Origin of the sequence: Curtobacterium sp. MCBA15_005 (genome assembly GCF_001864855.1) — a bacterium.
Lineage (GTDB): Bacteria > Actinomycetota > Actinomycetes > Actinomycetales > Microbacteriaceae > Curtobacterium > Curtobacterium flaccumfaciens.
Window position 1 is genome coordinate 46,890 of the sequence record NZ_MJGL01000013.1, and the last position, 24,375, is coordinate 71,264.

A 24,375-nucleotide genomic window follows, 5' to 3' on the forward strand; every position below is an offset into this window, starting at 1 on the left:
GTAGGGCCTCGACCGGGACAGAACGACAGGTGTTACCGAATCGGAGCCTGCCCGTCACCGGACCGTGACAAACGAGGATCACGCACCTGCGGCCCTGGAACGGGGCGGCCGGCGGGCGCAGGCCGCTCCGCGCAACGGGGGACAGCCTCCTGGACGGCCCGCAGCGACCCCCTGCGTACCGTCGGCGACATGACGGACCAGCAGAACGACCAGACCGGGCCTGACCAGTACGTGATGCAGGACCCCACGAAGATGTACGCCGACAAGAAGCCCGACGAGCAGTACCTCGAGGGTGCCGGCACCGAATCGGAGATGGCGCAGAACGTCCCCGCCGACCACGGTGAGGACACCTACCGTGGCTCGGGTCGTCTGACCGGCCGCAAGGCGCTCGTCACCGGTGGCGACTCCGGCATCGGTGCCGCCGTCGCCATCGCCTACGCCCGCGAGGGTGCGGACGTCGCGATCTCGTACCTGCCCGAGGAGCAGGAGGACGCCGACCGCATCGTCGGGCTCATCGAGGCCGCCGGTCGCAAGGCCGTGGCGCTGCCGGGTGACATCACCTCGCTCGAGGTCTGCGAGCAGCTCGTGGCCGACGCGGTCGAGCAGCTCGGTGGCCTCGACATCCTGGTGAACAACGCCGGCAAGCAGCAGAACGTCGACGACATCACCAAGATCTCCGACGAGGAGTTCGACGAGACCTTCAAGACGAACGCCTACGCGACGTTCCGCATCACGAAGGCCGCCGTGCCGCACCTGCAGCCCGGCTCCACGATCATCAACACGACGTCGATCCAGGCGTACGCCCCGTCGCCGCACCTGGTGCACTACGCGGCCACGAAGGCGACCGTGAACAACCTGGCGAAGGGCCTGGCGGCGCAGCTGGCGCCGAAGGGGATCCGTGTCAACGCGGTCGCCCCCGGCCCGATCTGGACGCCGCTGCAGCCGGCCGGCGGCCAGCCGCCGGAGGCGCTGCCGAGCGCGGGCGAGCAGACCTACCTGGGTCGCTGGGGGCAGCCCGCCGAGCTCGCGCCGGCCTACGTGTTCCTGGCGAGCGGTGAGTCGTCGTACGTCGTGGGCGAGACGCTGCACGTCGACGGCGGGATGCCGACGCCGTAGGGCTCCTGCCCCTGACGGGGACCTGACGGGAGGCGCGGTGCCGGCGGGTATCGCGCCTCCCGTCGTCCGTGTGGTCGGGTCGACGGCTCCTGGTCGCGTCGGCGGCTCCTGGTCGCGTCGCCGGGTCCGCTCCGGATCCGGGTCGTGGCGTCAGCAGCTGACGGAGCGAGCCATCCGCTCGAGGAGCTCGCGTGCCGACATCGCGGCGGCCAGCTCGACCTCGACGGGGTTGATGCCGATCGCCTGCTCGAAGGCGCGACGGCGGGCCTGGTCGGCGATCGGCACCTCGGGGCGCTGGGGCAGCACGGCGATGGCTCGCGCCGCCGCCTCGAACGCACCGGCGGGACGGCCGAGCTGTTCCCACATGGCCCGGACGTCGTGCGCCACCTGGTCGGGGTCGCCGCCGAACTCGAAGCCGGTCGAGGCCATGGTCGCGAGTCCCTGGGCAGTGGGGTCGTTCGGGGTCATGCCGGCATGGTCGCACGGACGGCCGCGAACCGGCTCGACGTCGTGGCCTGTCCCCCCTTGTGCCGACACCCGTACCGGGGATTCTGGTGTCCCCCGTTCTGCGTTTGGATGGAGGTGCCCCGGACCCGGGGTGACACGGACAGGACGTCCGGGGACGACGGAGGGCACGATGCTCGAACACACCAGCGCCGACACGCAGGCCGCTGCGGCCGCGGCGGCCACGCTGCACCTGCGGATCACGATCGTGGGTGCCACCGTCGACCTGCTCCGGGACGTCCCCTTCCACGAAGCCCGGCCCGTGCAGGTCGCCGAGCGGATGGGTATCAGCGTCGCCGAGCTGGAGCAGCACTTCCCGTCGTGGGACGGCCTGGTCCTCGCCGCGCTCGACCGCTGGAACGGCGCCCGGATGGACGAGGTCACGCACGAGGTCGGTGACGGCTCGACCGTGGACCTGCTCCGCGCGATCGTCGCCTCGAACGCCGAGGACCCGGCCCTGATGCGCCTGCTCGTCGCCCTGCTGTCCGTCGCGGGCAACCCGGCGCACCCGATGGCGACCTACCTGCGGTCGCGGTACCAGCTCTTCTTCGCCCAGATCAAGCGCGGCCTGGAGCACGACATCGCGATCGGCCGTGCCCCGCACACGATGGACCCCCGCCGCGGCGCCGAGCAGCTCATCGCCCTGTACGAGGGGCTGCAGCTGCAGGCCCTGCTGCGCGCCGAGCTCGACCTGGTGGCTGCGTTCGACCGCGCGGTCGCCCGGCTCGAGCGTGGCTGGATGGAGCGGTACGAGCCGCAGGCCGCCCGCCGTCTGGCGATGTGGGACGACGACGACTCGGGCAGCTGGGAGATCTGACCGGCGGTTCGTCCGCAGAGCGCGTTCCCCGCACCGTCGTGCAGCGCCCCGCGGGTACTCCGGGAGGCGCAACCTGACGGAAGGAACCGACATGGCAGCACCGAACCCCATCCAGGTCCAGAAGTACCTGAGCGGCATCGACTACCCGGCGTCCAAGGACGACGTGGTCTCGACGGCCGAGCAGGAGGGCGCCCCGGACGACGTCCTCGAGGCGCTCCGCGCGATCCCGGACGGCGAGTACGACGCCCCGACCGCGGTGTCGAGCGCGGTGTCCGACGCCGGCTGAGCGCGGCACGCCCACTCGGTGAGCAGAAGCGGTCGGGTGCGTGGACCGCACTCGACCGCTTCTGCTCACGAAGCGCCGCCGGCTCCCGGCCGGCTCAGCTCACGAAGTGCCCCCGGAGCGCGACCCGCGGGGCACCGACCCGTCGCCGGGGTCGTACCCGGTGTCACGGATGACGCGCAGCGCCGTGGTGTCGTTGTGGACCGAGTGCACGACGACCCGACGCGTCCGGCGGAGCGCTCGACGGGCACCGGGCGTCGCGAAGAGCCCGCCGAGCACCAGGCCCGCGCCGATCCCGAGTGCCACGGACACCGCCGCCACGAAGTCGAGCGCGGCGCTCGACGACCCGGACATGAAGTTCAGCAGGGCGTTCGACACGGCGACACCGGGCAGCAGTGCCCCGCAGAACGCCGGCACCGCGATCGCCGCCACGGCCGTGCGCATCCGGACGGCCGCGTAGGTCGAGAGCACCCCGAGCAGCACCGCCGCCAGGAACGTCGCCCCGAGCAGCGGCAGCCCGGCCTGCCGCAGTGCCCACAGCGCGGCACCGGCGGCGACGGAGAACACCACGGCGACGGGGATCACCCGGGCGCTCGCCTGCTGCACGAAGCAGTTCGCGCCCGCCGACACCACGGTCAGGGACAGCGACGCCCAGAGCGGCAGGGTCTGCGTCACGATGCCGGACGGGTCGACCTCGATCTGCAGCCAGTGCGTCATCGCGATCCCGGCCGGCACCCCGACCACGATCGCCGCGATGACCAGCCCGATGTAGAACGCCCGGGCCACGGCCATCGCCCGGAACCCCGAGATGGCGTCCTGCGCCCAGGTCACCAGGGACGGGTGCGGCAGCAGGAGCACCACGAGCGCCGCCACCATCGTCGCGGCACCGTTCGCGTTGAGCACGCCGGCCCAGATGGCCAGGGTGCCGATCGCCGACGCCACCGCGCCCTGCGCCCCGGACACGAAGAACTGCGGGTACCCCCGGTCGGTCAGCCAGCGTCCGGAGACGATGATCCCGAGCATCAGCACGAACGCCCCGAGTCCGGCACGCCAGCCACCTCCGGCCTGCACGGCGATCGAGATGCCGAGGATCGACAGGCCGACGTCGGACAGCCACATCGGCCACCGAGGCGGGAGCCGCAGCACGGCGACCAGGGCGTTCACCGCCGAGGTCATGTCACGGTCGTCGTGGATCAGGTCGTCGACGATCTGGTTCGCCCGCGCGAGCTTGTCGAGGTCGGAGCCGTCCGAGCGCACGGTACGGACCTTGACGAGCGGCGGGACGTCGGCCGGGGCGTACTGGATCGTCACCGAGCTGCCGGAGAAGTCCAGGTCGAGCGGTGCGAGGTTCCACTTCGTCGAGACCGCGACGACGGCCGTCTCGACGCTGCGGGTGTCGGCACCGGAGGCGAGCATGACCTCGGCCAGGTCGAGGCAGAAGTCGACGATCTGGGTCGCCGTGTACTGGTCGCGCCCCTTGGCGTCGGGCTCGACGTGCTCGTAGATCGTCCCGCGCAGGCGGGCCCGTGCGTCGCGCAGGTCGTGCTGCGCCAGACTGCGGCGGCGTGGCCGGGGCGGGCGGCCCGGCTTGTGCGGGCCCGGGGGGTGCTGCTCGGCCATCACGCCATGGTGCCAGTCGACGGCGGCCGAGTCCGGACGTCCGCTGGACGCGTCCGGATCAGCCGCGGCGGCGCGTGCTGAGACGACCGAGGGCGAAGGCCGCGACGACCGCGCCCACCAGCACGAGGACCGGCCCCACCGTCGCTTGCCAGGGGCGGATCCCCGCGACGAAGGCGTAGTCGGTCTCCGGCGCGAAGGCGGCGAAGCCGAACGTGGACGTTGGAGCCGTCAGCGCGACCACTATCCCGACGACGAGGGCCAGCAGGCCGAGCCAGAGGGCGACGAAGGTCGGGGTGGCGAGGAATCGGGGCACGGCACCCAGCGTAGGTGGACGACGGACTGGAGGCCCGTGGCGGGGTCGCCACGGGCCTCCAGTCCGTCAGGTGGTGACGGTTCCTGCGTTCCGCGCCTACTGCTCGAAGGTCGCGTGCAGCGTGATCTCGACGCCGGTCAGCGCCTTGCTCACGGGGCAGGTCGCCTTGGCGTCCTCGGCGGCCTTGAGGAAGGCCGCCTCGTCGATGCCGGAGACCTCGCCGCTGACGGTCAGGACGATGCCGGTGAGACGGAAGCCGCCGGCCGGGTCCGGGCCGAGCGAGACGTCGGCCTTGACGTCGAGGGCCTCGACCGTGCCGCCGGCCTCGCCGAGGACGGCGGAGAACTGCATGGCGTAGCAGGCCGAGTGTGCGGCGGCGATGAGCTCCTCGGGGCTCGTGGTGCCCCCGGCGTCCTCGGCGGTGCGCTTCGGGAACGAGACGTCGTACGTGCCGACCTTCGAGCTCGAGAGCTCGACCTGGCCGGAACCGTCCTCGAGGCCGCCGTTCCAGGCGGTGCGTGCGGTGCGAGTGGGCATGCCCGCTCCTTTCGTGTGGGGGAGCGGCCCCGAACGGGACCGCCGCTCCTGAGTCAATCGGAGAACGATCGTTCTCGCAACGGGCTCACGGCGAAGACGCAGGTCTGCCCTACGATCTGGCACATGGGGGACAGCAGCGTGACGGGTTTCCGTGGGGCCGTGCTCGAGCAGGGTCCGGCCGACGTGACGAACCCGGTGGTCGCCTGGCTCCGGTTCTGGACCCAGGGGTGGCGGTTCCACGGGCGGGCGAGTCGTTCGGAGTTCTGGTGGGTGATCGCGCTCGAGCTCGCGCTGGCCGGGGCCGCACTCTGGGTCGTCGGCACGCACGGGACCGGAGGGCGGTGGGAACTGTACGTCGACCCGTTCGGAGCGCTCCCGTCACCGCGGGTCTCGTTCCACCTGATCGACCGCGGGCAGGGGGCGTGGTTCGGCTGGGGCAGCGGTGGGCGGGACGTCTGGCCGGACGCGTGGGACCTGGCGATCCTCGTCCCGACGATCGTGACCATCGTGCCCCGGTGGTCGCTGCTCGTGCGGCGACTGCACGACCGGGACCACACCGGGCTGTGGATCCTGCTCCTCGTGTTCACCGGGCCGCTCGGTGCGGTCGTGCTGGGTGTCATGGTGGCGCGGTCGTCGCGTCCCGGTGGAGCACGGTTCGACCGCGGACTGTTCGCCGGACGGCGTGGTCTCGAGGCGACTGGACGACACATGTCGTCCTCAACGACAGGTGTAGCGTGAAGGGTGATCAAAGGAGAACCCCATGCGCGCCGTCGTGTTCGAGCAGTACCAGACCTTCCCGTCCCTGACCGAGGTCCCGAAGCCCGCACCCGGGCCCGGTGAGGTCCTGCTCAAGGTCGCCGGCGCCGGCGCCTGCCACTCGGACGTCGCCGTGTACCGGGAGTTCCAGCAGGGGCAGCCGGGAGCCCAGGCACCCGCGTTCGTGCTCGGCCACGAGAACTCCGGCTGGGTCGAGGCCGTCGGCGACGGCGTCACCGGCTTCGCCGAGGGCGACGCCTACCTGGTCTACGGGCCGGTCGGCTGCGGGCACTGCTCGTACTGCTCGAAGGGGCAGGACACGTACTGCGAGAACGCCGCGACGAACCCGTACATGGGCATCGGCCTCGGGCGCGACGGTGGCATGGCGGAGTACGTGAGCGTCCCGGCGCGGAACCTCGTGCCGCTCGGTGACGCCGACCCGATCGCCGCCGCACCGCTCAGCGACGCCGCGCTCACGCCGTACCACGCGATCAAGAACTCCCTGCCGAACCTGGCCGGTGGCGGTCGCTTCGCGCTCGTCGTCGGGCTCGGTGGCCTCGGGCAGATCGCCGTGCAGATCCTGACGGCGCTCACCGGCGCCACGGTCATCGCGACCGACATGAAGCAGGACGCGATGGACCGCGCCGCCGCCCGGGGCGCGATCACCGTCCCCGGCGGCCCGGACCAGGCCGAGCGCATCCGCGAGATCACCGGCGGACGCGGCGTCGACGCGGCCTTCGACTTCGTCGGTGCCACCCCCACGATCAAGGTCGCGCAGGCGTCGATGGCGGTCGGCGGGCGGTTCACCGTCGTCGGGATCGCCGGCGGCACGACCGAGTGGAACTTCTTCGCGACGCCGTACGAGTCGACGATCACGAACACCTACTGGGGCACGATCGAGGACCTGCACGAGGTCGTCGCGATGTACCGCGCCGGCCAGATCGTCCCCGACGTCGAGCGGTACGCGCTGTCCGACGCACTCGAGGCGTACCGGAAGCTCGAGGCCGGGGAGCTCTCGGGCCGCGCGGTGGTCGTCCCGACGCTCTGAACCGGGCGTACCTGGTCGAACCGGGCGTACCTGGTCGGATCGGGCGTGCCTGGTCGAATCGGGCGTACCTGGTCGGAAGTTCTGACCAGGTACGCCCGATTCCACTTTCCAGTGCGGGTGTTCTGGGAAGGAACGGGCGTCGGTCAGCGTCCCGCGGCGTAGCCCTGCGCGCCCCGAGGGTTCGCGGCGGCACCGAGGATCCCGGTGTCCGGGTCGCGGGTGACGCACGACAGCCGGCCGAGGCTCCAGTCACCGCTGCGGGTCACGACGTGTCCGCGGGCCTCGAGTGCCGCGATGACCTCGTCCCCCAGGCGGTCCTCGACGACCAGGCCCGCGGGCTCCCACGTGCGCGGCCAAAACGACCCCGGGAACGACGTGGTGTGCAGCGCCGGCGCGTCGATGGCCTGCTGCGGGGAGTACCCACCGACGATCCAGCGCAGCAGGAACAGCAGCTGCCACTGGTCCTGCTGGTCACCGCCGGGGGAACCGAGTGCGGCGACCGGCTGCCCGTCGCGGAGCACCAGCGTCGGGGTCAGCGTGGTGCGGGGGCGCTCGCCGGGCCGCAGGGACGAGGCTGTGTCCGGCTCGAGCCAGGTCATCTGCAGGCGGGTGCCGAGGCAGAACCCGAGCTCGGGGATCGTCGGCGACGACTGCAGCCAGCCGCCGGACGGGGTCGCACTGACGATGTTGCCCCAGCGGTCCACGACGTCGATGTGGCACGTGTCGCCGCGGGTCTCGCCGTCGGGGGTCACGAACGGCTCGCCGCGGTCCTCGAGCGGAGCGGCCGGCGGGACCTCGGCGTCGGCTTCGGTGTCGCGGGCGACCTGCACGGTCGGTTCGCCCACCCCGACCGAACCGGAGGAGTCGTACGAGGTCCGGACCGGCGGCAGCGCGTGCTCGACCCCGGCGATCGTTCCGGGCCGGAGCTCCGCCGAGGCCCGCTCGCCGATCAGCGCACGGCGCTCGTCGGCGTAGGCGTCGGAGAGCAGGACGTCCATCGGGACCTCGCCGTCGCCGTAGAACGCCTCACGGTCGGCGAGGGCGAGCTTCTGCGCCTCGACGATCGTGTGCGCGCCGAGCTCGGTCGACGGGTCGAGCAGGGCGTCGTCGAGCGGTTCCAGCAGCCGCAGGGTCTGGAGCAGCGCCGGCCCCTGGCCCCACGGCCCGGTCTTGGCGATCGTGCAGCCTCGGAACTCGGCGGTCGTCGCGGGTTCGTACGACGCGCGGAACGCCGCCAGGTCGGACGCCCGGATCACCCCCGCGTGGTCGGTGCCCGACGCGTGCCGGTGCGGTTCGCGGACGAACCGGTCGATCGCCTCGGCGACGAACCCCTCCGCCCACTCGGACCGGGCCGCATCGATGCGGCCCGTCCGGCTGCCGGCACCCGCGCCTGCGTCGACCAGCCGGTCGAGCACTGCAGCGAGTGCCTCGTTGCGCACCAGGTCCCCGGGGACCGGCACCGTGCCTCCCGGCAGCCACTGCGTGGCGGAGGTGGGCCAGTGCTGCTCGAACAGCTCGCGCACTGCGGTGATCGTCCGGATCACCGCAGGTGCGACCGGGTGGCCGTCGCGGGCGTACCCGATCGCGGGGTCGAGGACGTCGGCCAGCTCCCAGGTGCCGTGGTCGCGGAGCAGGAGCAGCCAGGCGTCGACCGCGCCGGGGACGGTCGCGGCCAGCGCGCCGGAGCCGGGGACCAGGTCGAGGCCCTCGGCGCGGTAGTGCTCCGGGGTCGCGCCCTCGGGGGCGGGGCCCTGACCGACCAGCACCGTCGGCACGGGGTTCACGGCCGTCGCGAAGACCGCCGTCAGGTCACCGCCGGGGCCGTTCAGGTGGGGCTCCACGACCTGCAGGACGAAGGCACCGGCAACGGCCGCGTCGAAGGCGTTGCCGCCACGCTCGAGCACCGACTGGGCCGTGGCCGTCGCGATCCAGTGCGTCGAGGCCGCCATCCCGAACGTGCCCTGCAGGTCCGGACGGGTGGTCTGCGCTGCGGGCGGGACGAAGGCGGGGTTCGGCGTCGGCATGCCACCATCTTGCGCGCTCCCGGCGTCCCGGCACCCGGGTGAGCGCTGCCGCAGCCTGCCGCCGCCGGCTCCTGCCCCGCCGCGTACCCCCGGAACTGGGGTTGCCCCACCGCGTCAAGGGGGTTGTTTCTCCTCCCGGAAAAGGTGACCATCGTTCGGCGGCGCGTAACCGACGTGCCGCCGAACGGTCGCGCAGGGGCGCGTCCGCCACCTGGACCGCCTCCCTGCGGTCCCAGCTCAGGGAACTCATGCGCCGCACTTCGTCGCCTTCGGCTCGCCTCCGCCCAGTCCGCGCTCGGGTCGTCGCAGCGCTCGTCGCGCTCGCCGCCGTCGCGACGGGGCTGGTGAGCACCGCCACCCCGGCCGCCGCCGCTCCGATCGTCTACACGGGCACCGTCGCCGCGGGCAAGACGCTCTGGCCGGGCGACTCGGTGACCTCGAACAACGGGCAGTTCCAGCTCGTCATGCAGGGCGACGGCAACCTCGTCGAGTACGGCATCGGTCGCAAGGTGCTCTGGGCGTCGAACACGTCCGGCAAGTCCGGGGCCTTCGCGCAGATCCGGGCGAACGGCACGCTCGCCATCGTGCACAACAACGTGCGGATCGCGCTCTGGGGCGGCGCCGGGCACGTCGGCCGGAACTTCGGGGTCCGGCCGGACGGCACGATGCGCATGATCAACACGGCCAACAAGAGCGTCGTGGAGTTCCCCACGTACCAGGACAGCGTCGCCGCGGGGAACCTCATCCTGCCGGGGACGGTCCTGCGGTCCGACCGCACCAACGCCCGGACGCTCACCATGCGCGCCGACGGGGTGCTCGCACAGGTCGTGAACGGCAAGCAGGTCTGGGCGACGAAGACCGCCGGGAACGTCGGGGCCTACGCCTCGGTGCAGGCCGACGGCAACTTCGCCGTCTACTCGGCCGCGGACAAGTGGCTCTGGTCGAGTGCCACGAGTCGTGCCGGCGGCGGACGGCTCCTCGTGCAGGTCGACGGCAACGTCGTGCTCTACGGCAAGTCCGACACCCGGGCGTGGTCGACCCGCCCCGTGACCGGGCTGCTGTGGCCGGTCGCCAGCACCAAGATCTCCGGCCGGTACGGTGACGACCGCGGCGTCGGACACGTCCCGCGCTACCACCAGGGCACCGACTCGCCCGTGGGGACCGGGACGCCCGTGTACGCCTCGGGGACCGGGACGGTCACCACCACCGTCGCGAACCACGCGTCCTACGGCAACTACGTCGTCGTCACGTACGGCAACACCACCGTCCTCACCGCGCACCTCAGCAAGATCGGCGTGAAGCAGGGGCAGATCGTGTCGAAGGGCAACGAGGTGGGCAAGTCCGGCAACACCGGGCAGTCCACCGGGGCCCACGTGCACGTCGAGGTGCGCCAGGCCGGCTCGCTCATCGACCCGCTCTCGGTGCTGCACTTCCGGTGATGCGACCGAACCGGGCGCTTCGGCTGTCAGGATCGCCGATCTCGCGACACTCCTGAAGTGAAGGGAGTGCTGTGACGAACGATGACTCACACCTCGTGCGCCGGATGGTCGCCGGGGACCGTAGCGCACTGGCGACCGCGTTCGACCGGTTCGCCCCGGTGCTGACGCGCTACGCGTGGGCGGTGTCCGCGACGCCGACCGACGTCGAGCGCGTCGTGCAGGAGTCGTTCCTGTCGCTCTGGCAGCACGCCGACGGCCTGTACCTGCCCACCGGTCTGCTGCTGCCGTGGCTCCTGGCCGTCTGCCGATCCCACGCCCGGACGAGTGGTGCGGACGGCGTCGACAGCGGCGACGCTGCGCCGTTGCGCTGGGTCGAGGACGACCTGCGTGCCCTCCCCGAGACCGACCGACGACTCGTCGAGCTCTGTCTCGTCGAGGGTCGGACGTGGTCGGAAGCCGCGCAGCACCTCGGACTCCGCCCGCAAGGACCCACGCCACGGCGGGGGTCCCGAGCGACGAAGGAGGTGCAGCGATGAACTCCGAGCCCCCGATCGGAGACGACCTGCAGCGCATGCTCGTCTCGATGAAGCAGAACGTGCTCGAGCGGGCCGAACCGCGGAAGCGCCGTGGACGTCGCACCGGCATCGTCATCACCGTCATCGCCCTGCTCGCCGTGGGGACGGCGGGTGGTGGCGTCGCGCTCGGGCTCATCCCGACGTCGCCCACCGAGCCCGAGCCCACGCCGAGCGCCACCAGCCAGCCGAGCCAGACCGTCACGCCGTCGTCGGCGCCGGTCGTCGGTGAACCGACCCCCACGCCCACGCCGACCGCCCCGCCGTACTCGGCGACGGACTGGTCGACGTGGACGATCTCGGCGGATGCCGTCGGACCGGCGACGCTCGGCAGCCCTGCCGGGGCAGACGACGCCGCACTGCGAGCTGCGTTCTCGCCCGCGCCGCCCCTGATCGACGACAAGGGGACCGTGATCTACCCGTTCGGTTGCCCGAACACGAACTCCAGGATCTGGGACGGACCCGGCGGCGAGCGTGTCGTCGAGGTCGTCGCCGGCGGCACGGTCGGTACGGTCGTCATCCAGCAGGGTCAGGACGCCGCACCGGGCCAGCAGGTGGGCCCGAAGACGCTCGAGGGGGTCGGTCTGGGCAGCACCCTCGCCGAGGTCAGGGGCGCCTACCCGGACCTGGTCCAGACCCGGACGGACGCGGCGGGTGGTACCCGTGACACGTTCTGGGCGGTTCGGTCCGGCGAGCGGTACATCGTGTTCCAGGTCGGCGAGGGGAGCGGCCGCGTGGCGACCGTCTTCGTGGCCGGCACGGGCGAGCCGGTGGCCGACTACTGCTCCTGACGCCCCGATTCGCGAGCTGACGTTCGCTTCGTGAGCAGAAATGGTCGGGTCGCCTTCGGGCACCCGACCATTCCTGCACTCCAAGTGCGGGCCACCTCGCACCGTGCGAGAGCACGCCCGCGGCGCGGATAGCCTGGGCAGGATGAGGAAGCGCGGCGGAACGGTGCTCGTGTTGGTGGCGATCGGGGTCCTGGCGGGGGTCCTGTCCGGGTTGTTCGGCGTCGGCGGTGGGGTCATCGTGGTACCGGCGCTCATGGCCTTCGCACAGATGGACCAGCGTCGGGCCTCGGCCACGTCGCTCGTGGCGATCGCCCCCGCCGCCGTCGTCGGCGCGGTCACCTACGCCGTGCAGGGCGAGGTGCACTGGCTGGCGGCCCTGACCCTGGCGGTCGGCAGCGTCATCGGCGCGCCGATCGGTGCCCGGCTGCTCCGTGCCCTGCCGCTCCGCGTGCTGCCCTGGATCTTCGTCGGGTTCATCGCCGTCGTGCTGGTGTCGCTGTTCACCACGGTGCCGACCCGCGGCGGCGAGGTGCACTTCGGGGTCGTCGAGGCGATCGTCCTGCTGCTGCTCGGGCTGCTGTCGGGGGTGCTGTCCGGGCTCGTCGGGGTCGGCGGCGGGGTCGTCATCGTGCCGGGGCTCGAGGTCGTGCTCGGCGCCGGCGACCTGCTGGCGAAGGGCACGTCGCTCCTCACGATGGTGCCGACGTCGGTGTCCGGGACGGTCGCGAACCTGCGGCGTCGCGCGGTCGACCTGCGGGTCGGGCTGACGGTCGGCATCACCGCCGCCGTCTGCTCGCCGGGCGGCGCCGTGCTGGCGCGCCTGGTCGACCCGCAGGTCGGCACCTGGCTGTTCGCGGCGTTCCTGGTGGTCGTCGCGGTCATCGTGCTCAGCCGCGGGCGTCGGAGGGCACCACAGAACGACGCGAGCGACGGGGAGGTCGCGTGACGGGCCTCCCGGCAGGGCGCGACGCGGAAGCCGTGCTGGCGGCGTTCGCCCGCACCACCGGCGACGTCGCCGCGGCCCGCCGGGTCGCGCGGCAGTTCCACGACCTCGACGAGGGGGAGCGCTCGGCGCTGCTCTGGAGCGAGGACGACGGCGCGAAGCTCGTCGCCGTCCTGCTGCTCGTGCAGGCGATGCGGGCGCACCCGGATCCGGAGCTCACCGACGAGTACCTGTCCGCGGCGAAGGCCGAGCGGTTCGAGGACCCGGTGCTCGTCGACCTGGCCGCCGAGGAACTCGTCGGCGCCCCGTTGGTGGGCGCTTCGACCGGCCCGCTGTTCGCGCTGGCGAAGTCCGACGTCGCGATGGTGCGCCGGATCGCGGTCGTGGCGACCCTGGCGTTCGTGAAGCAGGGCGACGCCGAGGTGCCGCTCGGGATCGCCGGGCGCCTGGTTCGGGAGCGCAGCGAGACGGTGCAGTCGGCGCTCGGGTTGGTCCTGCGCGAGACGGGGAAGCGGGCGTCCGAGCCGGCACTCGTGGCGTTCCTCGAGCAGAGCGGCCGGTTCCTCAGCCCGGCCGCCCGCCGGACCGCGACCGAGCACCTGCCGCCGGGGGAGCGTGACCGGCTGCGCGGATGACGCAGCTCGCGGTCGCGCGCGACGCGTTGCTCGCGCTGGCAGAACCCGCCTGAGGCGACGGCCGGGAGGCCCGGTGCGGGTCCGCCGCGCCGCTGGCCGCCCGCGCGCACCGGTCCCACCGCCGTGCCGGGGCCCGGCGCCTGTGCTGCGGGGATGCCCACCCGCGCCGACGTGCGCGAGGGGGACGCGGGGCTGAGAGCGTCCACGGGGCGGGCGCGTACCGAGGAGGGGAACGCGAGTCGTGCCTCCAGGCCGGCTCGAAGCGACCACGAGAGGAACGCAACGTGCGCGCACTGACCTACCAGGGCACCGAGAAGGTGTCCGTCGAGACCGTCCCCGACCCGACCATCCAGGAGCCGACCGACGCGATCGTGCGGATCACCTCCACGGCGATCTGCGGGTCCGACCTGCACCTGTACCGCGTGCTCGGCCCGTACATCGACCGCGGCGACGTCCTCGGCCACGAGCCGATGGGCATCGTGGAAGAGGTCGGATCCGGCGTCACGAACCTGAAGGTCGGCGACCGGGTCGTCATCCCCTTCAACATCTCCTGCGGCCACTGCTGGATGTGCCAGCACGGCCTGCAGTCGCAGTGCGAGACCACCCAGGTGACCGAGTACGGCACCGGTGCCTCGCTGTTCGGCTACACCAAGATGTACGGCCAGGTCCCCGGTGGCCAGGCCGAGTACCTGCGCGTGCCGCACGCCGACTACGGCCCCATCGTCGTGCCGGACGACGGCACCCCCGACGACCGCTGGCTGTTCCTGAGCGACATCCTGCCGACCGCGTGGCAGGCCGTGCAGTACGCCCAGGTGCCCGAGGGCGGCACGCTCGCCGTGCTCGGCCTCGGCCCGGTCGGCCAGTTCGCCGCCCGCATCGGCAAGCACCTCGGCTACCGCGTGCTCGCCGTCGACCCCGAGCAGGTCCGCCGTGACCTGGGGGCGAAGCACGGCGCCGAGGTGTTCGACCTGACGAAGGACCTGGTGCCCGAGCTCGTCGACCTGACCGACGGCCGCGGCCCCGACGGGGTCGTCGACGCCGTCGGCATGGAGGCCCACGGCAACCCGATGGCGGGCTTCGCACAGCGTGCCGCCGGCCTGCTGCCCGACAAGCTCGCGCAGAAGGCGATCGAGACCGCCGGTGTCGACCGGCTGGCCGCCGTGCACGCGGCCATCGACCTGGTCCGCCGCGGTGGCACCGTCTCGCTGAGCGGTGTCTACGGCGGCATGGCCGACCCGATGCCGATGATGACGCTGTTCGACAAGCAGATCACCATCCGCGAGGGCCAGTGCAACGTGAAGCGCTGGATCGACGACATCATGCCGCTCGTCTCCGACCCGTCGGACCCGCTCGGCACGCTCGACCTGACCACCCACCGCGTCTCGCTCGAGGAGGCCCCGCACATGTACGAGGTCTTCCAGAAGAAGCAGGACAACTGCGTCAAGGTCGTGCTCGACCCCGCGATGGCCGCGGCCTGATGCGCGTCGTCGTCGTCGGCGCGACCGGCAACGTGGGGACGGCGGTGCTCCGTCGGCTCGCGGCCGTGCGCGCCGACGACGACGGTGTCACCGGTCGTCACGCCGCCGGTGACGCCGGCCATCACGCCGCCGGTGACGCCGCCCGTGACGCCGCCGGCGTCCAGATCGTCGGCGTCGCCCGGCGCCTGCCGGACCTCCGCGCGGAGCCGTACGCCGCCGCCGTCTGGCACGCGGTCGACGTCGGTGCCGCGGACGCCGTGGACCAGCTCACGGCCGTGTTCCAGGGCGCCGATGCCGTCATCCACCTGGCGTGGGCCCTCCAGCCGACGCACGACATCCCCGCGCAGCACCGCACGAACGTGACCGGCACGGCGAACGTCCTGGCCGCCGTCGCGCGCGCCGAGGTGCCCCAGGTCGTCGTCGCGTCCTCGGTCGGCGCCTACCGCGGGGTGGACGTCGACGGCAAGCACACCCCCGTGGACGAGAGCTGGCCCGCCGACGGAATCTCGACGGCGACGTACTCGATCCACAAGGCCGACAACGAAGCAGCGATGGACGCGTTCGAGGCCGAACACCCCTCCGTGACCGTCACCCGGCTGCGCCCGGGGCTGATCTTCCAGCGGGACGCCGCCGCCGAGATCCGGGGGCTGTTCCTCGGACACCTCGTGCCGATGTCGATCGTGCGGTGGATCCGCTGGCTCGTGCTGCCGCTGCCGTACCCGTTCGTGTTCCAGGCCGTGCACGCCGACGACGTCGCGGACGCCTACTGGCGCGCGGTCGACCGACGGGCAGCCGGGGCGTTCAACATCGCCGCGTCGCCCGTGCTCAACCCGCCGCGACTGGCGCGCCTTCGGCATGCTCGGTGCCGTGCGGATCCCGCTGCGGTTGCTGCGCGGGATCGTGACGGTGACGTGGCGGCTGCGGTTGCAGCCGACGGACGCCGGGTGGATCGACATCGCGGCCGGGGTGCCGATCATGCGGACCGACCGTGCCCGGTCGGTGCTCGGATGGGAGGCCCGGCACACCTCCGAAGAAGCGTTGCGTGCACTCGTGGCCGGGTTCGCGGACGGTGCGAACGTTCCGGGGTCGGGGCCGCTCCGCGGCTGACCGGGCTTGGGCTGGGGGTGGCCGGGGTCGGCGCTGCCTGGTCGCCCCGGGCGTACCGGGTGCTTTCGGGCGTACGGGGTCGGAAGTTCTGACCAGGTACGCCCGGTTCCACATTCCATCGCGGGCGTTCTGGGAAGGAACGCCCGCTCGTGTTCCCCGTCTCGCGCTACGCTTCGCTCGTCGTTGTGAGAAGGGGGAGTGCGATGGTGCTCAGTTGGTCCGCGTTCAGTGAGCTCGAGGGGCCGGGGGAGTCGGGGATGTCCGACCTGTTCGGCGGCTGGTTCGGCATCGCGTTCGGGGTCGTCGCGGCGCTGATGATCCTCACGACCCTGACGATCGTCATCCTCTCGCTCTACCGGGGCAAGCGGATGGCCGACCGTGGTCAGAACCCGCTCACCATGCAGGAGGACATCGCGTACCAGGCGATGCAGAGCCGCACGTTCGCTCCGGACAAGCCGCTCGAACAGCGCCTCGCCGAACTCGACGACCTGCACGCGCGCGGTGTGATCTCCGACGAGGAGCACCGCAGCGCCCGAGCCGAGGCCCTGCGCGGACGATGATCGCCTCCGAAGACGTCCGCAACCCCCTGATCCCGCCGGTCTACGACCTCGTCTGGACCCTGCTGATGGCGCTCGTCGTCGTCGTTGTCATCGTCGCAGTGTGCATCGCGGTCGTCCGCAGTCGGCGTCCCCACGGTGCCCGTCGGAGCTCGCCGGAGCAGCGGCTCCTCGAACTCGACGAGCTGCACGCCCGCGGTGTCATCACCGACGACGAGCGCCGAGCCGCGCGGGCCGAGGCCCTGCGCGGTTAGCCTGGTCCGGTGCTGCTGCCGACGGACCTGCTCGGGGTGTGGGACCTCCACCGCACCGTGCACGACCACCGCACCGGGGCCGCGGGGACCGTCACCGGGACCACCACCTTGACCCGGGTCGACGACGACGAGGTGCGCTGGGACGAGTCCGGCGTGATGACCTTCGACGGCCGGTCCACGCCGGTGTCCCGGACCCTCCTCCTCCGGCGGGGTCCCGACGGCGGCTGGACCGTGCACTTCTCCGACGGTCGGGTCTTCCACGACTGGGTCTGGGGCACGAGCGTCGCCCACGCCTGCGCTCCGGACGACTACACGGGTGCCTTCGACGGCGACGAAGACCGCTGGATGGTGCGGTGGGAAGCGCGTGGTCCGGCGAAGGACTACCGGCTGGACAGCGTCCTCACCCGACCGCGGTCGTGACCCGCAGGGTCGGCGGTCACCGCCAGACTGGGGGCATGGCACGCTCCTCCGGCACCGACGCCCCGCGCATCACCCTGACCGAACCGACGAACCTCGAGGACTGGGCGCCAGCTCCCGGTGACGTCCTGACGGGGGACCGCCTCGAGGGCAAGCGCATCGACGTCCTCGACCTGGCCGGCGAGCGGCTGCCCGACCTGGAGATCGAGGAGTGTGTCATCGACACGTTCCGGGGCGACGATGCGGACTTCCGTGGGCTCCGGGTCCGTGAATCGGTCATCGACTCGCTCGACGCCCCGATCCTGCGGGCGTCGAGCAGCTCGTGGCGCGAGGTCCGGGTCTCCGGCGGTCGGGTCGGCTCGGCGGAGCTGTACGACTCCGGACTGAACGGCGTCGAGTTCGTCGGCATGAAGTTCGGGTTCGTGAACCTGCGTGGCTCGACGATCACCGACGTGGTGTTCCGTGACTGCGTCATCGACGAGCTCGACATCGCCGATGCGAAGCTGCTGCGGGTGTCGTTCGACGGCAGCAGCATCCGCGCCGCCGAGGGGTCGAACACCCGCATCGACCACGTGGACCTGCGCGGAGCGGACCTCGATCGGGTCGAGCGGCTCGAGGGGTTCCGCGGGGCCACGATCGGCGCCGACCAGCTGTACACGCTCGCTCCGCTGCTGGCCGCGCAGGCCGGCTACCGCGTCGACTGACCCACGCCGAGTTTCGCGCTCACCGACACTGCACGCCCGACCGGCCCCGCGAACTGTCGCTCAGCCCGAAACAGCGCCCGAAACAGCGCCAGCGCCGACCCCGGCCAGCGCCGCGGCCAGGTCGGCCTGCACCAGGTCGCCGTGCACCGCTGCACCCACCTGGGTGCCGGCAGCCGCCGACGCGATGACCGTCGCCATCGGGGCCGTCACGTTGCCGGCCGCCGACACCCCGCGCACCTCGGTCTGCCCGGCGGCGTCCACGGTCAGCGCGGTCGCGAAGCGGTGGTCGCCCATGAACTGGTCGGTGGCGACGAGGCCGAGCCCGGACAGGAAGTCCACCCGCGCCTCGGGCCGGCTCGCCGTGGCCAGGGCATCGAGCTCGACGAAGGAACCGTCGCCGAGCCGGACCCCGGTCAGCCGGTCACCCTCGGAGACCACTTCGGCGACCGGACCCTGAACCACCGAGATGCCGCGGGCCGCCAAACCGGCCAGGGCGGTGTCGTCCATCAGTGCTGGATCCGTCAGGAACGCGGTCACCCGATCGCTCAGCGCCCGGAACATGAGCGCGTGGTGTGCGGCGTTCGGTGTCGTGACGAGGACCCCGATCCGCTGGTCGCGGATCTCCCAGCCGTGGCAGAACGGGCAGTGCACGACCCCGCGCCCCCACTGTTCGGCCAGGCCCGGGACCTCGGGCAGGACGTCCACGGCGCCGGAGGCGACGACCAGTCTGCGGGCCGTGACGACCGCGCCGGAGTCCAGCGTGACCGAGAAGCCGACCGGGTCGTGACCGTCACCGGTCGTGGCGGACGTGGCCACGACCCTCCCGGCCATGACCTGGACGCCGTAGGCGGCGACCTCGTCACGACCGATGCGGATCAGTTCGGCGGGCGCGACGCCCTCGTGTCCGAGGTAGTTGTGTGCGCCGGCCGCCGGAGCGTTGCGGGGCTCGCCGGAGTCGACGACGAGCACCGAGCGCCGCGAACGGCCGAGGATCAGGGCGGCGGAGAGGCCGGCGGCCGAGCCGCCGATGACGATGACGTCGAAGTGTCCAGGCATGCGCTGATCATGCGGCCGGTCACGAGTGAACAGCAACGAAGTTTGCCGATGTGGCAACATGGCCCGCATGGCACACAGCACCCCGGGACCGGTCGCGCGCACGACGGCCGACGTCGTCGACGGGGTCGGCCCCCGACTCCGCGCGCTGCGCGCCCACCGCGACGTCACGCTCGCGGCACTGTCCGAGCAGACGGGGATCTCGGTGAGCACGCTGTCGCGGCTCGAGTCCGGGCAGCGGAAGCCCACGCTGGAACTGCTGCTGCCCCTCGCGCGGGCGTACCAGGTACCCCTCGACGATCTGGTCGGCGCACCGCAGACCGGCGACCCGCGCGTGCACATGAAGCCCGAGGTGCACGGCGGCCGCGTGGTCGTGCCGCTGACGAAGCGGACCGGCGGGGTGCGCTCGTTCAAGCAGCTGTTCCCGCCGAACACCCCGGGTGGGGAACCGTCGCTCAAGACGCACGAGGGCTACGAGTGGCTCTACGTGCTATCTGGACGGCTCCGGCTGGTGCTGGGGGAGCACGACCTCGACCTGGGTCCCGGAGAGGTCGCCGAGTTCGACACCCACACCCCGCACTGGATGGGCAACGTGACCGACTCCGTCACCGAGGTGCTGTGCCTGTACGGACCGCAGGGCGAGCGGGCGCACGTGCGGTCCCGGCCCGCTCGGTGACCGGCTGACCGAAGCCGTCGTCAGCGGCTGCGCCACCACCGCCGCGACCGCGACCGCGATCGCAGCCGCCGTGCCCACCGGCGCACCGGGTTGGCCCTCCGGCCGTTCACGCGGAACGTGTGGAAGGCGCGTCGCGTCCGCACCCAGACGGACGGGAGGCCCGACAACGGTCGCGCGGACACCTGCACCGTGAGCACGGGGTCGGCCACCACCCGCCAGGCCGGGTCGAGCTGCATGCTCAGGTCGACGTCGTCGTGCACTTCGGCGTCGTCCCGGTGCGCTCGCCCCCCGACCGCGGCCCAGGTCGACCGGCGCATCGCCATGGCGGACCCGAACAACGGTGGGTGTCCGAGCGCACTCCACATCAGCACGAAGTACGGGCCCATGTACACGGCATCCCAAAGTCGGCGCACCACGGGGCCGCCGTTCCGGGGCCGGCCCGGACCGGTGACCGCGACGACCTCGGGGTCGGCGAGCAGGCGGACGGCGTCGGCGATCCAGGACGGCGGTGGGACGGAGTCGGCGTCGAGTCGCACGACGACGTCGCCGGACGCCCGGTCGTACCCGCGCGCCGAGGCCCGGGCGATCCCGCGCACCGGCTCCGTGACCACGACCGCGCCGGCGTCCCGGGCGATCGCCGCGCTGTCGTCGGTGCTGCCGTTGTCGACCACGACGACCTCGTCGGCCGGCCGGGTCTGGGTCGCGAGGGCGGCGAGGCACCGGCGCAGGTGCACGGCATCGTCCCGCACGGGGATCACGACCGAGACACGGGGCACCCGTCGATCCAACCGACTGTCGCCTGTGCGGATTGCCGGACCGCGTTTCCCGGTGATCCTGGGACAGGCCCAAGAGGGCACGGCGCAGGTTCGTTGCGAAACGCCCCCGGTGCACGCCGGGGGCGACGACAACCGGAAGGCCGACCATGACCACGAACCCACCCGGGAACGACTCCGGGACGCCCATCCACGACCGCACCGCAGCCTCCGAGGGGCACGAGGTCGCCCCCGGCGTGAGCGTGCCGTCGTACGCCAGCGGTAGCCCCGCCGCGCGACCCACCGACCCCGGTGCGCCCCGGACCGACGACCCGTACGGCGACAGCGCCGCCGAGGTGCCGTTCGACGCGCCCCTCGACGCCGTCCCGGCCGACGAGCAGCTCCCCGCCGTCCCGTCCGCCGCGTCCGCCGGCAGCGTCAGCGGCTCCAGCGGCGCTGGCAGCTCCAGCGGCGATGGCAGTGGCTCCGGCAAGGCCGATGCGGCGAAGGGCGCCGCGCAGGACGTCGCCGGCGACGCCAAGGAGAAGGCCGCGAACGTCGCGGGCACCGCCAAGGAGCAGGCGTCGAAGGTCGCCTCCGAGGCGACCGACCACGCCAAGCAGCTCTACGGCCAGGCGTCCGAGAACCTCAAGCAGCAGGCCGGCGAGCAGCAGCAGCGCGCTGCCGGAGGACTCCGCTCCCTCGGTGCGCAGCTCGGGCGCATGGCCGAGAACGACGACGAGCAGGGTGTGGCCTCGAAGGTCGTCCGCGACCTGTCGGGCCGCGCGACCTCCGCCGCCGGGTTCCTCGAGAACCGCGACCCGGGCTCGCTGCTCGACGAGGTGAAGACCTTCGCCGCGAAGCGCCCCGGCACCTTCATCGCGATCGCCGCGGGCGCGGGCCTGCTGGCCGGCCGCCTGACCAAGGCGCTCGCGACCGAGGTCAAGCACGAGAAGGAGGCCGGCGACGGCACGACCGGATCGGGGAGTGGCGTATGAGCCAGTCCGTCCCCGGCGCGACACCCCTGGGCGAACCGACGCCCGAGGAGCGCGCTGCGACCACACCGCTCGGTGAGCTGCTGTCCGACGTGTCGCGTGACCTCTCCAGCCTGTTCCGGCAGGAGGTCGCCCTCGCGAAGGCCGAGCTGACCGACTCCGCGAAGAAGGCCGGCAAGGCGGGCGGGATGTTCGGCGGCGCCGGACTCACCGCCGTGTTCGCCCTGCTGTTCCTGTCGATCGCCGCGTGGTGGGGCCTCGGTTACCTGATCGGCAACGCCTGGTCCGCCCTGATCATCGCGGTCGTCTACGCGATCGTCGCCGCGATCCTGGCCGTCCGCGGGCGCAAGGAGATCAAGGAGATCAAGGGCGCCCCGCAGACGGTCGAGACCGCCAAGGAAGTCCCCGAGACACTCAAGCCCAACACCGGGAGGAAGCCATGAGCACCCCAGACGAGATCCGCGCCGACATCGAGCGCACCCGCGGCGAACTCGGCTCCGACGTCGACGCCCTCGCCGACAAGGTCAGCCCGTCGTCCATCGCCCACCGCCAGAGCGAGAAGGTGAAGGGCCGGTTCCAGGACGTCCGCGAGTCCGTGATGGGCGCGGCCCAGTCGGCCCGCTCGAGCGCCTCCGGTTCCGCCTCGGGCGCGACCGGCCAGGCGAAGGACGTCGCGCAGAAGGGCGTCGAGAAGGCGAAGGGCAACCCCCTGGCCGTCGGCCTCATCGCGTTCGGTGCCGGTTGGCTGGTGTCGTCGCTCCTGCCGACGACCGAGAAGGAAGAAGAGCTCGCCGGTGAGCTGAAGGACAAGGCTGCACCACTCGTCGACGAGGTCAAGGAGCAGGCGAAGGACGTCGGCTCGCAGCTCGGCGACGTGGCGAAGGAGCACGCGCAGGACCTCAAGGGGACCGCGCAGGACGCCGCGCAGGCGGTCAAGGGCGAGGCACAGGGGGCCGCGTCCGACGTCAAGGACAGCGCGCAGGGTGCGGCGGACGACGTCCGCAGCAGCTGAGCGGAACCCCGTGACGGACAGGAGGCGCGGTGCCAGCTGGCACCGCGCCTCCTGTCCTTGACGCGGTAGCGTTCCGGGCATGGACCCGATCGACGAGCTCGCTGCGGAGCTCCGACAGTCCATCGGCCGGGTCGTGCGTGCCGCACGACGCGAGGCGGACGCGCTGCCGGCCACCCACACCACCACCCTCGGGTTCCTGCACCGCGAGGGTCCGATGACGATCGCGGAACTCGCGCGCCGCCGCGGGGTGAAGCACCAGGGGCAGTCCCGCACGGTCGGCGAACTGGCCGAGCTCGGCTACGTCGACCGGACGGCGTCGGACACCGACCGCCGAGCGTCGGTCATCCGGATCACGGACGCCGGCCGGGCCGCACTGCAGCGGGACATGGACGCCCGCACGGACTGGCTGGCCGACGCGATCCGCGAGGAGACCGACGCCGAGGAGCGTGCGCTGCTGCGCCGTCTGCCCGAGCTGTTCGAGCGGGTTGCGCGTCGGGCCGACTGAACGCTCCCTCACCTTCCCGGGAGCCCGAGAAGTACAACACGGCTGTACAGTTGTGCGCATGGAGTTGACGAAGTACAACCACGCCACCGTCGTCCTCGAGCAGGACGGCGTCACCCTCGTCATCGACCCCGGGGTGTTCACGCCCGAGGCCGTCGACCTCGTCCGCGGAGCAGCGGGCGTCCTCGTCACGCACGACCACCCCGACCACTTCGACATCGACGCCCTGCGCGCGGGACTCTCCGCGAACCCGGACCTCGTCGTCCGCGGTCCGGAGACCGTCGTCGAGCAGCTCGGCGAACACCACGGCCGGGTCCAAGCGGTGCACGCCGGCGACACGATCACCGTCGGACCGTTCTCCGTCCGGGTCTTCGGCGAGCAGCACGCGGTCATCCACCCCGACATCCCGTCCACCGCGAACGTCGGCTACCTGGTGGACGACGCGGTGTTCCACCCGGGCGACGCGTACCTCGAGCCCGGTGTCCCGGTGCCGACCCTGCTGCTGCCGACGAGCGGTCCGTGGACGAACACCGCCCAGGCCGTCGACTACGTGCGAGCCGTGGCGCCGGAGCGGGCCGTGCAGATCCACGAGGCGATGCTGAGCGAGCTCGGCCAGCAGTCCGCCGCGCGGTTCCTCGGGCCGGACGGTCTCGGACCGGTGCCCGTCCTGATCCTGCCGGCGGGGGAGACGATCACCGTCTGACGGACGCGGGCGGCCCCTGGGAGGCGATCCGGGCCTCCCGAGCAGCATGGTGGGATGGCCGACGCACCCACGACAGCAGTCCTCTTCGACATCGACGGCACCCTCGCCGACTCGAACTACGCGCACATCGACGCGTGGTGGCGGGCGTTCCTGGCGGCGGGGGAGTCCGTCGACGCCTGGCGCATCCACCGCGCGATCGGGATGGACTCGGCGAAGCTGCTCGAGACGCTGCTGCCGGACGCGTCCCAGGAGACCCGCGACACCGTGAAGCAGTTCCACACCGCCTACTACGCCGAGCAGATGCCGCGGCTCCGGCTGCTGCCGGGTGCACGCGAGCTCCTGCAGGCCGTCGCCGAAGCGGGGCACGCCGTGGTCCTGGCGACTAGCGCGCCCGAGCACGAACTCGCCCGCCTGCGCGACCTGCTCGACGCGGGTGAGTGGGTCACCGCCGAGACCAGCTCCGAGGACGTCGAGCAGGCGAAGCCGGACCCCGGCATCATCCGGGTCGCACTCGACAAGGCCGGGGTCTCGGCCGACGACGCCGTGATGGTCGGGGACGCCATGTGGGACGTCGAGTCCGCCGGCAAGGTGGGGGTGCAGTGCGTCGGCGTGATGACCGGCGGCATCGGCGGCGACGAGCTCCGCGGTGCCGGCGCGGTCGAGGTGTACGACGACGCGGCGGCCGTGCTCGCGGCGTTCCGCGCCGGCGAGGGCCCGATCGCGGCACTCAGCCAGCGCGCCTGACGAGCGGCGCCGGTCGCGCCCGA

The 24,375-nt window shown here is 72.5% G+C and carries 30 protein-coding genes; 23 read left to right on the top strand and 7 right to left on the bottom strand.

What is annotated here, in order from left to right; translation table 11 throughout:
• Positions 1 to 189: 189 nt before the first annotated feature.
• On the top strand, positions 190 to 1,116 hold the full coding sequence (locus tag BIU89_RS08590) for an SDR family oxidoreductase (RefSeq protein WP_071245846.1): 927 nt from the start codon (positions 190 to 192) through the stop codon (positions 1,114 to 1,116).
• Positions 1,117 to 1,266: 150 nt separating this feature from the next.
• Here BIU89_RS08590 and BIU89_RS08595 read toward each other — a convergent pair whose 3' ends face one another.
• Positions 1,267 to 1,584, bottom strand: coding sequence for a hypothetical protein (locus tag BIU89_RS08595; RefSeq protein WP_027467174.1), 318 nt, complete (start codon positions 1,582 to 1,584; stop codon positions 1,267 to 1,269).
• Positions 1,585 to 1,753: 169 nt separating this feature from the next.
• Here BIU89_RS08595 and BIU89_RS08600 point away from each other — a divergent pair, with 169 nt between their 5' ends.
• Entirely contained in the window at positions 1,754 to 2,437 is a 684-nt protein-coding gene (locus BIU89_RS08600) for a TetR/AcrR family transcriptional regulator (RefSeq protein ID WP_071245848.1), read from the top strand.
• A gap of 91 nt (positions 2,438 to 2,528) precedes the next feature.
• Complete coding sequence (locus BIU89_RS08605; RefSeq protein WP_027467172.1) at positions 2,529 to 2,723, top strand: DUF2795 domain-containing protein; 195 nt, start codon at positions 2,529 to 2,531, stop codon at positions 2,721 to 2,723.
• Positions 2,724 to 2,822: 99 nt separating this feature from the next.
• On the opposite strand, the gene BIU89_RS08610 is transcribed toward BIU89_RS08605, so the two are convergent.
• From BIU89_RS08610 to BIU89_RS08620, 3 genes are all read right to left on the bottom strand, one after another.
• Positions 2,823 to 4,340: a threonine/serine ThrE exporter family protein gene (locus tag BIU89_RS08610; RefSeq protein ID WP_035809647.1), complete on the bottom strand. Its 1,518-nt coding sequence runs from the start codon at positions 4,338 to 4,340 to the stop codon at positions 2,823 to 2,825.
• Between the two features lie 58 nt (positions 4,341 to 4,398).
• Positions 4,399 to 4,653, bottom strand: a complete 255-nt coding sequence (locus BIU89_RS08615) for a hypothetical protein (protein WP_071245850.1) — start codon at positions 4,651 to 4,653, stop codon at positions 4,399 to 4,401.
• Positions 4,654 to 4,749: 96 nt separating this feature from the next.
• A complete protein-coding gene (locus tag BIU89_RS08620; RefSeq protein ID WP_027467170.1) occupies positions 4,750 to 5,190 on the bottom strand; it encodes an OsmC family peroxiredoxin in 441 nt (146 codons plus the stop codon).
• 123 nt (positions 5,191 to 5,313) lie between these two features.
• Between BIU89_RS08620 and BIU89_RS08625 the strand changes: the two genes are divergently transcribed.
• Both BIU89_RS08625 and BIU89_RS08630 read left to right on the top strand, forming a co-directional pair.
• Entirely contained in the window at positions 5,314 to 5,928 is a 615-nt protein-coding gene (locus BIU89_RS08625) for a DUF805 domain-containing protein (protein ID WP_071245852.1), read from the top strand.
• Between the two features lie 22 nt (positions 5,929 to 5,950).
• Complete coding sequence (locus BIU89_RS08630) at positions 5,951 to 6,994, top strand: NAD(P)-dependent alcohol dehydrogenase (RefSeq protein WP_071245854.1); 1,044 nt, start codon at positions 5,951 to 5,953, stop codon at positions 6,992 to 6,994.
• Between the two features lie 143 nt (positions 6,995 to 7,137).
• Here the strand turns inward: BIU89_RS08630 and BIU89_RS08635 are convergent, their stop codons facing one another.
• A complete protein-coding gene (locus BIU89_RS08635) occupies positions 7,138 to 8,943 on the bottom strand; it encodes a gamma-glutamyltransferase family protein (RefSeq protein ID WP_217642820.1) in 1,806 nt (601 codons plus the stop codon).
• A gap of 419 nt (positions 8,944 to 9,362) precedes the next feature.
• Here BIU89_RS08635 and BIU89_RS08640 point away from each other — a divergent pair, with 419 nt between their 5' ends.
• The 11 genes from BIU89_RS08640 (at position 9,363) to BIU89_RS08690 (ending at position 17,915) form a co-directional block, all read left to right on the top strand.
• Complete coding sequence (locus tag BIU89_RS08640; protein WP_175474993.1) at positions 9,363 to 10,457, top strand: peptidoglycan DD-metalloendopeptidase family protein; 1,095 nt, start codon at positions 9,363 to 9,365, stop codon at positions 10,455 to 10,457.
• A 71-nt stretch (positions 10,458 to 10,528) separates the two neighbouring features.
• Positions 10,529 to 10,993, top strand: a complete 465-nt coding sequence (locus BIU89_RS18090; protein WP_139178888.1) for an RNA polymerase sigma factor — start codon at positions 10,529 to 10,531, stop codon at positions 10,991 to 10,993.
• Positions 10,990 to 11,820, top strand: a complete 831-nt coding sequence (locus BIU89_RS08650) for a hypothetical protein (protein WP_071245861.1) — start codon at positions 10,990 to 10,992, stop codon at positions 11,818 to 11,820. Before BIU89_RS18090 ends, BIU89_RS08650 begins: the two co-directional genes overlap by 4 nt.
• A gap of 142 nt (positions 11,821 to 11,962) precedes the next feature.
• Positions 11,963 to 12,766, top strand: coding sequence for a sulfite exporter TauE/SafE family protein (locus BIU89_RS08655; RefSeq protein WP_035809644.1), 804 nt, complete (start codon positions 11,963 to 11,965; stop codon positions 12,764 to 12,766).
• Positions 12,763 to 13,398 (top strand): DNA alkylation repair protein, encoded by a 636-nt coding sequence (locus BIU89_RS08660; protein WP_071245862.1) that lies wholly within the window; start codon positions 12,763 to 12,765, stop codon positions 13,396 to 13,398. Before BIU89_RS08655 ends, BIU89_RS08660 begins: the two co-directional genes overlap by 4 nt.
• Positions 13,399 to 13,682: 284 nt before the next feature.
• Positions 13,683 to 14,876, top strand: a complete 1,194-nt coding sequence (locus BIU89_RS08665) for a zinc-dependent alcohol dehydrogenase (protein WP_071245864.1) — start codon at positions 13,683 to 13,685, stop codon at positions 14,874 to 14,876.
• On the top strand, positions 14,876 to 16,075 hold the full coding sequence (locus BIU89_RS08670; RefSeq protein ID WP_254791545.1) for an NAD-dependent epimerase/dehydratase family protein: 1,200 nt from the start codon (positions 14,876 to 14,878) through the stop codon (positions 16,073 to 16,075). The genes BIU89_RS08665 and BIU89_RS08670 overlap by 1 nt, the downstream gene beginning before the upstream one ends.
• Before the next feature lie 111 nt (positions 16,076 to 16,186).
• Complete coding sequence (locus BIU89_RS08675) at positions 16,187 to 16,543, top strand: SHOCT domain-containing protein (RefSeq protein WP_027467158.1); 357 nt, start codon at positions 16,187 to 16,189, stop codon at positions 16,541 to 16,543.
• Positions 16,540 to 16,794 carry a hypothetical protein gene (locus BIU89_RS08680; protein ID WP_071245866.1) on the top strand — a complete coding sequence of 85 codons (255 nt, stop codon included), beginning with the start codon at positions 16,540 to 16,542 and terminating at the stop codon, positions 16,792 to 16,794. The genes BIU89_RS08675 and BIU89_RS08680 overlap by 4 nt, the downstream gene beginning before the upstream one ends.
• Positions 16,795 to 16,803: 9 nt before the next feature.
• Positions 16,804 to 17,214, top strand: coding sequence for a DUF6314 family protein (locus BIU89_RS08685; protein WP_071245867.1), 411 nt, complete (start codon positions 16,804 to 16,806; stop codon positions 17,212 to 17,214).
• 35 nt (positions 17,215 to 17,249) lie between these two features.
• A complete protein-coding gene (locus BIU89_RS08690) occupies positions 17,250 to 17,915 on the top strand; it encodes a pentapeptide repeat-containing protein (RefSeq protein WP_071245869.1) in 666 nt (221 codons plus the stop codon).
• A gap of 60 nt (positions 17,916 to 17,975) precedes the next feature.
• Here BIU89_RS08690 and BIU89_RS08695 read toward each other — a convergent pair whose 3' ends face one another.
• Positions 17,976 to 18,971, bottom strand: a complete 996-nt coding sequence (locus tag BIU89_RS08695) for an NAD(P)/FAD-dependent oxidoreductase (protein ID WP_071245871.1) — start codon at positions 18,969 to 18,971, stop codon at positions 17,976 to 17,978.
• A 67-nt stretch (positions 18,972 to 19,038) separates the two neighbouring features.
• Between BIU89_RS08695 and BIU89_RS08700 the strand changes: the two genes are divergently transcribed.
• Positions 19,039 to 19,644, top strand: a complete 606-nt coding sequence (locus BIU89_RS08700) for a helix-turn-helix domain-containing protein (RefSeq protein ID WP_071245872.1) — start codon at positions 19,039 to 19,041, stop codon at positions 19,642 to 19,644.
• Positions 19,645 to 19,664: 20 nt separating this feature from the next.
• Here the strand turns inward: BIU89_RS08700 and BIU89_RS08705 are convergent, their stop codons facing one another.
• Positions 19,665 to 20,420: a glycosyltransferase gene (locus BIU89_RS08705; RefSeq protein WP_083404264.1), complete on the bottom strand. Its 756-nt coding sequence runs from the start codon at positions 20,418 to 20,420 to the stop codon at positions 19,665 to 19,667.
• Between the two features lie 146 nt (positions 20,421 to 20,566).
• Here BIU89_RS08705 and BIU89_RS08710 point away from each other — a divergent pair, with 146 nt between their 5' ends.
• From BIU89_RS08710 to BIU89_RS08735, 6 genes are all read left to right on the top strand, one after another.
• Positions 20,567 to 21,394, top strand: coding sequence for a hypothetical protein (locus BIU89_RS08710; RefSeq protein ID WP_071245878.1), 828 nt, complete (start codon positions 20,567 to 20,569; stop codon positions 21,392 to 21,394).
• Positions 21,391 to 21,834 (top strand): phage holin family protein, encoded by a 444-nt coding sequence (locus BIU89_RS08715; RefSeq protein WP_051597109.1) that lies wholly within the window; start codon positions 21,391 to 21,393, stop codon positions 21,832 to 21,834. The genes BIU89_RS08710 and BIU89_RS08715 overlap by 4 nt, the downstream gene beginning before the upstream one ends.
• On the top strand, positions 21,831 to 22,403 hold the full coding sequence (locus tag BIU89_RS08720; protein WP_071245880.1) for a DUF3618 domain-containing protein: 573 nt from the start codon (positions 21,831 to 21,833) through the stop codon (positions 22,401 to 22,403). Before BIU89_RS08715 ends, BIU89_RS08720 begins: the two co-directional genes overlap by 4 nt.
• Before the next feature lie 79 nt (positions 22,404 to 22,482).
• Positions 22,483 to 22,908: a MarR family winged helix-turn-helix transcriptional regulator gene (locus BIU89_RS08725; RefSeq protein ID WP_071245883.1), complete on the top strand. Its 426-nt coding sequence runs from the start codon at positions 22,483 to 22,485 to the stop codon at positions 22,906 to 22,908.
• A 58-nt stretch (positions 22,909 to 22,966) separates the two neighbouring features.
• Positions 22,967 to 23,608 (top strand): MBL fold metallo-hydrolase, encoded by a 642-nt coding sequence (locus BIU89_RS08730; RefSeq protein WP_071245885.1) that lies wholly within the window; start codon positions 22,967 to 22,969, stop codon positions 23,606 to 23,608.
• A gap of 54 nt (positions 23,609 to 23,662) precedes the next feature.
• Positions 23,663 to 24,352: an HAD family hydrolase gene (locus tag BIU89_RS08735; protein WP_071245887.1), complete on the top strand. Its 690-nt coding sequence runs from the start codon at positions 23,663 to 23,665 to the stop codon at positions 24,350 to 24,352.
• Positions 24,353 to 24,375 lie beyond the last annotated feature (23 nt).